This is a genomic window from Prosthecobacter fluviatilis (genome assembly GCF_055388355.1).
The window spans coordinates 3,680,306-3,689,497 of sequence record NZ_AP043782.1; the positions used below are offsets into that span (position 1 = coordinate 3,680,306).

Annotated in this window: 5 protein-coding genes; 2 read left to right on the top strand and 3 right to left on the bottom strand. The window is 61.9% G+C overall.

Features of this window, described 5'->3' with window-relative positions:
- Both ACZ5WW_RS14320 and ACZ5WW_RS14325 read left to right on the top strand, forming a co-directional pair.
- Positions 1-183 (top strand): hypothetical protein, encoded by a 183-nt coding sequence (locus ACZ5WW_RS14320; RefSeq protein ID WP_377171982.1) that lies wholly within the window; start codon positions 1-3, stop codon positions 181-183.
- Positions 176-5,146 (top strand): DNA repair ATPase, encoded by a 4,971-nt coding sequence (locus ACZ5WW_RS14325; RefSeq protein ID WP_377171980.1) that lies wholly within the window; start codon positions 176-178, stop codon positions 5,144-5,146. The genes ACZ5WW_RS14320 and ACZ5WW_RS14325 overlap by 8 nt, the downstream gene beginning before the upstream one ends.
- A gap of 69 nt (positions 5,147-5,215) precedes the next feature.
- Here the strand turns inward: ACZ5WW_RS14325 and ACZ5WW_RS14330 are convergent, their stop codons facing one another.
- The 3 genes from ACZ5WW_RS14330 to ACZ5WW_RS14340 form a co-directional block, all read right to left on the bottom strand.
- Positions 5,216-6,958 carry a prenyltransferase/squalene oxidase repeat-containing protein gene (locus ACZ5WW_RS14330; RefSeq protein ID WP_377171978.1) on the bottom strand — a complete coding sequence of 581 codons (1,743 nt, stop codon included), beginning with the start codon at positions 6,956-6,958 and terminating at the stop codon, positions 5,216-5,218.
- A 10-nt stretch (positions 6,959-6,968) separates the two neighbouring features.
- Entirely contained in the window at positions 6,969-7,469 is a 501-nt protein-coding gene (locus tag ACZ5WW_RS14335; RefSeq protein ID WP_377171976.1) for a type 1 periplasmic-binding domain-containing protein, read from the bottom strand.
- 174 nt (positions 7,470-7,643) lie between these two features.
- A complete protein-coding gene (locus ACZ5WW_RS14340; RefSeq protein WP_377171974.1) occupies positions 7,644-9,191 on the bottom strand; it encodes a Gfo/Idh/MocA family protein in 1,548 nt (515 codons plus the stop codon).
- Position 9,192 lies beyond the last annotated feature (1 nt).

The following is a 9,192-nucleotide window of genomic DNA, read 5'->3' on the forward strand; positions in this document are numbered from 1 at the left end:
ATGAACCCTGCGGCTCCAGCAGTGCAACGCACCTTGGTGAATTCAGGCAAGTCCGTTTGGACGCTGCTGGTGATCGGCATGACAGTGGTCGATGTCTGCTCTGGCCCAAACTGGTTTGGCATTCTCGCACTTCTGCATGCCGCATTATTTCTCAAATTGATCTGGATGGATACACATGGCTGATCCGGCACCATCTCCCCCACCCTCCCCGCAGCTCGAAGCCGGTGCTTATGAGGTCATTCGTCAGCGCCTGAACAAGCACGGTGCGGAATTGCAGCGGCGGCTGGATCTGCTGAACACCGATCGCAAGTCCGAGTTCGGCGGCATCGAGACGGCGCTGCTGGCCACCACACGGCTCACCACGGAGAACAACTGCGTGCCGCGCGACCTTGCCGCCATCGGGCCGCATCGTTTCCTGTTTGGCTACAATGTGCACCTCGGCCTGCGCAGCACCATGCGCATCGAGGACGTGTTTGCGGTGTATGATTTCCACCCGGACGACCACAGCTTTCATCCCAACAAGGACAGCCTGCTGGGCGACCCCCAGTTTGTGGAGGACTTCGCCTACCTCTACAACTACTACAAGCACGCCTCCTTCCTGAAGTTTCACCGCATCGGGCCGCATCTCTACCTGGGCTTTCAGGTGGGCCAGCGCGCCACAGAGGTCAAGACCTTCAAGTGGCTGGTGGATGACGACAAGGGCACGCTCAAGTACCTCGGCAACCGCAGCGACCACGAGTTCATCTTCCCGCCCGCGCAGGAGTTTGAATGGAAGCGCGCCACGCGGGACATGTACATCCACGGCAACCACCCGCACATCAGCATTGAGGACCGCGTCTTCGTCGAGACCATCGGCGGCGACCTCACGGTGAAGGTGGAAAACAACACCGACTCCGGACGCGGCATCTACAACGAGCCCGTCGAAAACAGGGACCAGACGCTCGACGACGCGGAGGTCTACTACGCCATCGTCGGCAGCCTCATCCTGCTCAAGGTGCTGCCCTACCAGGAGAAGACATGGCGGCATCTCGTCTTCAATGAACGCACACGCCAGGCGCATCGCATCGACAGCATCGCAGAAAGCTGCGTCCTCCTGCCTGACGACCACGGTGTCCTCTTTCCGCACGGCTACGTACTTCAGACAGGCGAGGTGCGGCGTTTTGAGACCGGCCTGCCGCCCATGCGTTTTGAAAAGCGCATCGCCGCCGCCAATGGCGAGGACACGCTCTTTGTCTTCAGTCATCTCGAGAGCGGCTCCTACCTGCTGCTCAGCTACAACCTCATCACGCAGAGCATTGCCACGCCGCAGCCCTGCCACGGCTTCAGCCTATTCCCCAGCGGCGAGCTTGTCCTCTTCCTGGCCGATGATGAGCCACGCAAGCACCACGTCATCCAGGTCTGGCGTACACCCTTTCTTACCTCCGATGTCAGCGCCGCCAAGGCCTCGCAGACCTTCCTGAGCAAAATCGGCAACGCCGAAATCGTGCGCGCCATGGCGGAGTGCAACGGCGTGCTGACACTCCTGGCCAAGGACGACTCGTTCTCCGGCCTTTACGTCGAGCTGGCCCGCTCCTGCGGCGACATCGCCGACAGCTATTTCTGGGTGGGCAATGCGGAGGCGCACGATCTCAAGAGCACGCTCGTCGAGATCAAGAGCACGGCCGAAGCTGCGCTGGGCGAATTTGAAAAAGTCAGCCGCATGCGCAAGACGGCGGCGGACCAGACCGCCGCCCTGCAGGAGAAATCCCAGAAGGCTCTCAACGCCGCTTCCAACACGGACCCTGACGACATCCTCGGCTTTGTGGGGCTGCTCACCTCCCTGCGCGAGCTGCGCGGCCAGATCATCGCCCTGCGCGATGTGCGCTACACCGACGCCGCCGAGATCGACCGCATGGACAAGGCGGTGGCGGAGGGCGCGGACAAGCTTTCGGCCAAGTGCGTCACCTTTTTGCTCAAGACGGAGTCGCTGGACCCTTACCGCAAACAGATCACCGAGCAGCAGGCCCGCATACCTGCGCTGGCCAAGGTCACCGAAGCGCAGGAAGTCGAATCAGCGCTCGCCAAATCGAGCAGCGAACTGGAGATGCTCACCGCCATCGTCAGCGGCCTCAAGATCGAAGACGCCACCGAGACCACGCGCATCATCGAAGGCATCTCCACGCTTTTCGCTCAGCTCAACCAGGTGCGCAGCGTCCTGCGCAACCGGCGCAATGACCTCGCCAAGACCGAAGGCGCAGCACAGTTTCAGGCGCAGCTAAGCCTGCTGAGCCAAAGCGTGCTGAACTACCTCGAGGTGGCCACCACCCCGGAGAAGTGCGACGAATCACTCACCCGCGTGCTGGTGCAGATCGAGGAGATGGAGACACGCTTCTCCGACTTCGAAGATTACGCCGCAGAGCTCATCCAGAAGCGCGAGGAGGTGCAGTCTGCCTTTGAGTCCCGCCGCCAGAGCCTCAGCGATGCCCTGAACCGCCGCTGCAGCAGTCTCGGCCAGTCCGCCGAGCGCATCCTCACCAGCATCCGCAACCGCCTCGCGAATTTTGCCAAGCCCGAGGAAGTCCACGCCTGGCTGGCTGCCGACGCCATGGTGGCCAAGCTGCGCGACCTCATCGACGAACTGCGCAAACTCGGCGACAGCGTCCGTGCCGATGAACTGCAAACCCGACTCAAGACCGTCCAGCAGGACTCGCTGAAACAGATCCGCGACAAGGCGGAGATCTTCGTCAGTGGGGGCGATCTCATCCAGCTCGGCCAGCATCAGTTCAGCGTGAACAAGCAGCCGCTGGAGCTCACCATCCTCCCACGCGACAACTCGCTCGCCTTCCATCTCACCGGCACACGTTTCTTCGAGACCGTCGAAAACCCGGAGCTCACGGCGCAGCGCGGTGTGTGGGACCAGGCCGTCGTTTCGGAAAACGCAGATGTGTATCGCGCCGAATACCTCGCCTGGCAGATGCTCAAAACGGGTGCAGGCGATGACGTCTCCACCTTCATGGCCCAGCGCTACCACGAAGGCTACACCAAGGGCGTGCATGACCACGACGCCGCCCTGCTGCTGAAACCCCTGCGCGAGATGCAGCAGGCGCTCGGCCTGCTGCGCCATTCCCCTGCAGCACGCGGGTATGCGCGCTTGTTCTGGCATGCGTGGCCGGAGGATGATGCCAAGAAAGCCCTCCTGGCACGCATGCAGTCCAAAGGCAGGATGCGCGACCTCCTCGGCATCTCCCATGCCGCCCCCGATGACGATCTGATCCAGCGTGTGAGCAGCCTCCTGCCTCAAGCTTCGGCACCCGCGATTGCTGTGTGCCTGCTCGATGAGCTGCAGTCCAAATCCCCTTTCACCCGCTCCGTCGCCGCCATCGAGCTGCTGCGCAGCTTCCGCAAGGAGCTCACGGCCAAACGTGCGGCGAAGGACTTCGAGGAAACGCTGACCGCACTCACCGCGCAGCCGCTGCTGGCGTTTGAGATCGCTCTGGAATGGGTCACCGCGTTGAACCCCGCCGCTGATCGTGGAGTGCTGATTGAAACCGCTGCCATGGTCGTGACCAACGACCAGCCACCAGCCGCCATCCCCACCGAGCCCGCCGCACGCGCCACGATCACCGGACTGACCGGCACGCATGCGCGTATCGCCGAGGCCAAGCTCGATCTGGACTATCACGAATTCACCACGCGCCTGCAACGCTACGAAGCCGAAGTCGTCCCCGCATTCGAAGCCTTCCAATTGCTCAAACATCGCCTGGCCGAAACCCGCCGCCGCGAGCTCCGCCTCGATCAGTTCAAAGCCGGCGTGCTCAGCTCCTTCGTGCGCAACCGCCTCATCGATCAAGTCTATCTGCCGCTCATCGGCGCCAACCTCGCGAAACAGCTCGGTGCTGCAGGCAAAGACACCCGCACCGACCGCATGGGCATGCTCCTGCTCATCTCACCGCCCGGTTACGGCAAAACGACGCTCATGGAGTACGTGGCCAGCCGCCTCGGCATCACGCTGGTAAAGATCAACGGCCCCGCATTGGGCCACAAGGTCACATCTCTCGACCCCGCCGAGGCCGCCAACGCCAGCGCTCGTGAAGAGATCGAGAAGCTCAACCTCGCCTTTGAGATGGGGGACAATGTCATGATCTACGTCGATGACATCCAGCACACGAACCCCGAGTTTTTGCAAAAATTTATCTCCCTCTGCGATGGCACCCGCAAGATCGAAGGCGTGTTCAAAGGCGAGGCCAAAACCTATGACCTGCGCGGCCGCAAAGTCGCCGTCGTCATGGCCGGCAATCCCTACACCGAGGTCGGCGGAAAATTTCAGGTGCCCGACATGCTGGCCAACCGCGCCGACACCTACAACCTGGGAGACATCCTCGGCGGCCATCAGGAAGCCTTCAAAGACAGCTACATTGAAAACTGCCTCACCAGCAACGCCACCCTGGCCCGCATTGCTTCACGCAGTCACGCAGATGCCCTCGCCATCTTGAAGGTCGCCCAAACCGGCACCAGAGAAGGCGTGGAGTTTGAAGGCAGCTACAGCGCCGAAGAAATCAACGAAGCCGTCGCCGTCATGGAAAAGCTTCTCCACGTTCGCGAGATCATCCTGCGCGTGAACCAGGAATATGTGCGCAGCGCCGCCATGGAGGACGCCTACCGCACCGAGCCGCCTTTCAAGCTCCAGGGCAGCTACCGCAACATGAACAAGATCGCGGAGAAAATCCTCCCGCTCATGACCGATGCTGAAGTCGCCAGCCTCATCGCCGATCACTATCGCGGCGAGGCGCAGACGCTGAGTCAGGCCGCAGAATCCAACCTGCTCAAATGGCGCGAGATCAACGGCCTCTCCACTGAGGCCGATGTCATCCGCTGGACCGAAATCAAGAGCACCTTCAAGCGCAACCTGCTCACCGGAGGCGCAGGCGAAAACGATCCCATCAACCGCATCACCGGCCACATGAACGCCTTCACGCTCGGCCTGGAAAAGATCGAGCAGGCCGTAAGCAAGCCGACCTTGTCTGACACCACCATCGAGCGCCTCCAGCGCATCATCGAAGGCCTCCGCGCCGTCCCCGTAAACGTCGAAATCCGCGTTCAGCCCGTCGAAAAAGAAGCCGCTGGCGAGCCGCCTGTGGATGTGACGAGCAGCGTGGAGCAGGAATAGAGTAGCCTTGTTCCTGTGGAACAAGGAATCCCTCTCGTAATCACCCAAACCTTCCGGTACTCCCGTGCGCTACGCCCTTTGTTCCGCAGCAACAAGGCTGCTTTGCCTCGCCGCCCGCAGCGCTCCCAGCGTCCAAACAACAGGATAGAGCTGCTCGTGGTACCAGAGCCGGGCAAAGTAGAGTCCGATGGGGGCTGAGGGAAAACGGGTGCCATTTTCCGTGGCGGCGATTAACCAATGGGCACTCTTCTGCACATCATCGCCCCCGTGGCTCAGCGCATGCAGCGCCACCGCCGTCTCTTCAATGCTCGCAGGCGCACTGGCATCGCCACCGAACGAGCCGTCGGGCTTCTGAACGCGGCGCAGGTATTCACGCCCCGTTTCGATCAGCGCATGAAACAGAGCGGCAAGCTGCTCACTGCCGCTCAGATGGTTCACCACTTGCGCCGTGCCATAGACGGGATTGTTTTCATCCGGTGTGTGCTCATTCCCAAACCAAAGCGGAATCCACGAGCCGTCCGCAGCTTGCACGCGCTCCAGATAGCGGAATGCATGTTGAGTGGATTTGACGATGCGCTTTTGCAGCGCCTCCGGCAGCTCATCATGCCACACCCACCACGCACACAGCGCATGTGCCGTGATCTCCGGCGTGCTGCGGTCAAAGGGCAGCGTGCCCCAGCCACGGCAAAACGTAGGAATGCCCCCGTCACGATTTTGCAGGTCCAGCAGCCAGGTGATGCCCTGCTGAACGGCGGCATCGCAAACATGACCGGTTTTCTTGAGTGCGATGAGCGCGCTCGAGGTGTCATCTGCATCCGGCACGCCCCCGGGCAGATCCGTCCAGGCCCAGCCGCCCGGCGGCGCATTGGTAAAAGGATGCACCTCGCGGTACTGCTGCGCCAGCAGCCACTGGAGAGGCGGTGTGCTGAAGTTTGTGCTGCGCAAAGACAATGTCGTCCCCCACGTCGCCAGATTGGTGTCGATGGGCCAGCTCCCATCTTCCCGCTTTGACCGGAGCAGGAACTCCACTGCCAGCGGCAGGCAGGGATGATCCAGCTGCCCCCCGCCCGCCAGCGCCATGGTGACAAAGCTAGTCAGCGGCGTGGCCTCCAGATAGCCGCCACTGCTGGGCTGCAGCGCTTTCAGCATGGGCCGAATGCGCGGCCACGCCAGCGCACGCACCCAGCGCAGCGGATTCCACCACGCAGGCGGCGCATTCTTAAAGCGAGTGTAGCCGATGGCGATGAGGGCAGGCAGCGCGTAGCTCACCACCGGCAGGCCGATGGCCCCGAACCAGGTGCGCGGCAGCGCCGCCAGCTCAAAGGGCAGCGGAATGACATGCCGCCAGGGTCTCTCTCCTAAAGTACCGCAGAGGCAGCAGAGCATGAGGATCGGTACGGAGAAAGTCTTGTCCTTTCCATACCGCGCCACCACCGCGCCGGCAATGGCCTCAGGCTCCAGCGATCCCACCCGGGCGGTGATCCACGCGTCAGCAGATCGTGCCGTCGTGGAATCCCTTTGTGCGACGAGGTGCAGTGCACTCCAGCACAGCAGCGTGGTGGACAGGTTGCTCTTGCTCAGCGTCGTGTCTCCCCAGCCGCCATCCGAGTTCTGGTGCTCGCACAGCCATTGCGCACCGGCAGCGATATGTGCCGCATGTTTGCCGCGATCCACCAGCGCCAGTGCGACGACGGCGGTCGCCGTCGAAAGCGCACTGCTGGAGAGACGCCCTTCCCAGTGCCCACGCTCATTCCGCAGGGCATCGAGATGCGCCTGCGTGTTGGCGATGGCGCGGTCCAGGGCGTCCATCATGGCCAGGATCTCAGGCTTCGAGCTTCAGCTCAGGACGGGCCTCAATGGCCTTGGCGATCGATGCCCAGCCGCCTTCGCGCTGCTGCTGGAACATGTAAAGGTAAAGCGCCACCTGCTTGGCCGGATATGCGGCCAGAAGAGCGGTAACAGCGGCCTCGGCCTTCTCGTCCGTGATTTCTTCCGGCAGTTCGCTGACCTCTCCCTTGCCGTCGTGGCTGATGCCTGCGGCATCCAGGAAGGTAATGAGCATCTGCGGCTGGCCCTTGAGCAGCCAGATTTGGAAAATCTGCGCCGTCACTTCCTCATTCGACTTCGTGTTGAGCTGCTCCAGCAGCCATTCGGCCTGCTTGGCGCGGGATTTCTCCAGGATGAAGGCAGGACGCAGGCGCTTGGCGGGTGCGAGCGAATCAATCACGGCCTTGTAGGCGGCACGCTGGTCGTTCTGCATGTAGGTCATGATCTGCATGCGCAGCTCGGCACCGATGGCTTGAAGAAGTTGGTTGGGTCGCATCTGGAGTTTTGGTGGGAACGGGGGGCTCAGCTAGCACCACGGCGCTGAAGTCGCAACCGTTTTGCCTCAAAGCAGGAGAATCCTTACCTGCCAGGCAATTCCCATTGGCTGCATGAAAACGCGGAGCCGGTCTCCCGGCTCCGCGCTGCATGAACGGGTTTAAATCAGGGATGATCAGCCGATTTTCGGCAGCTCAAAGCCTGCGGCATACTCATCCTCGGCCAGCTTGTTGGCCTCGGCGGCAAACTCGCCGGTGAACTTCTCGGCCACGGGATCAAACTCCAGCCATGGACCGGCGCTGATCTTATCCACATTGAGGTCCAGCTTGTTGGCTTCGAGGTTGGCCACGAAATCAGCCAGGGTTTCCTGACCGGCCTTGTCGTTGGCAAGGCGCTCCTTGACCTCCGCCACGCTGAGCTGCCTGCCCAGGCGGTAGGAGATGTTCGAAAGATGCGCGAGCGAGGCGGCATGATAGCCATGGGCCACGTGCAGGTTGCTGTTGATCAGCTTCCCGGCGCGCACGGACTCGATGAAGTTTTTCATGTGATCGGCGCCTTCGTCGAAGCCATCGAATTTCTGGATCGCCTGGCCCTGGTTGTCGTAGGCTTTCGCTTCCGCGACGAAACCACCTTCGCAGTGGATCACGTTGCCGATACGAGGGGCGGCGGTCTTGCCGTTGATGCGGAAGACGGGCTCATAGCCCTTCGTCCAGTTCATGTCCTTCATGGGCAGTCCGCGGTTGTCAAAGAGCAGCGGTGCACCTTCGGCCCACTGATAGAAAGCCATCTGGTTGTTGGCGGTTTCGCCATCATCCTGGTAGCCCCAGCGGCCGCCAAAGCTCATCACGCGCTTCGGCAGCAATTCAGGATTGCCCAGTGCCCAGCGGGCCACGTCCAGCTGATGCGGCCCCTGGTTGCCGATGTCGCCATTGCCATAGGCCCACTGCCAGTGCCAGTCATAGTGCATCTGCTCGCGGCGCACAGGCAGGACCGCGCGCGGGGCGGACCAGAGGGTGTAGTCCAGATCCACGATCTGCGGCTTGCCACCGGTGTCGCGGAAGGTACCGGCGATGCGGCCGGCGGCGTCAGGCTTCACGGGCTCGGCCACCTTGCCGATGCTCTTGCGCGCCTTGTAGTTGATGCCGCGGGAGAGCTGCACTTTGCCGATGTTTCCGGCCTTGACCCAGTCCATGGCGGCCTGCCAGCCCGGGGAGGAGCGGCGCTGCATGCCATGCTGCACCACGAGGCCCTGCTTTTCAGCCACCGCCGCGGCTTCCACCAGCTTGCGGCCTTCCCACATGTTGTGGCAGACGGGCTTCTCCACATAGACGTGCTTGCCGTTCGCGATCGCCGTCATGGCAATCAGCGTGTGGCTGTGGTTTGGCGTGGCAATGGTGATGGCGTCGATCTCCTTGTCCGCGCAGCACTCACGGAAGTCCTTGTACTGCTTCACGGTGATGTTTTTCTTGGCCAGGGAGGCGACGTGCTTTTCCATCACCTTGTTATCAACATCGCAGAGAGCGACGATGCGTACGCCCTTGATGCCGAGAAGGCTGCCGATATGGCCGGCACCACGGCCGTTGAATCCGATGACCGCGACACGGACATCAGCATTGGCTCCCAGGGGAGCAGAAAATGTAGGCAGGACAGCGAGACCGGCGGCGCCGGCCACAGTGCCGCGGATGAAAGTGCGGCGGGTGGTTTGGTTTGGAGTGGTTTGCATG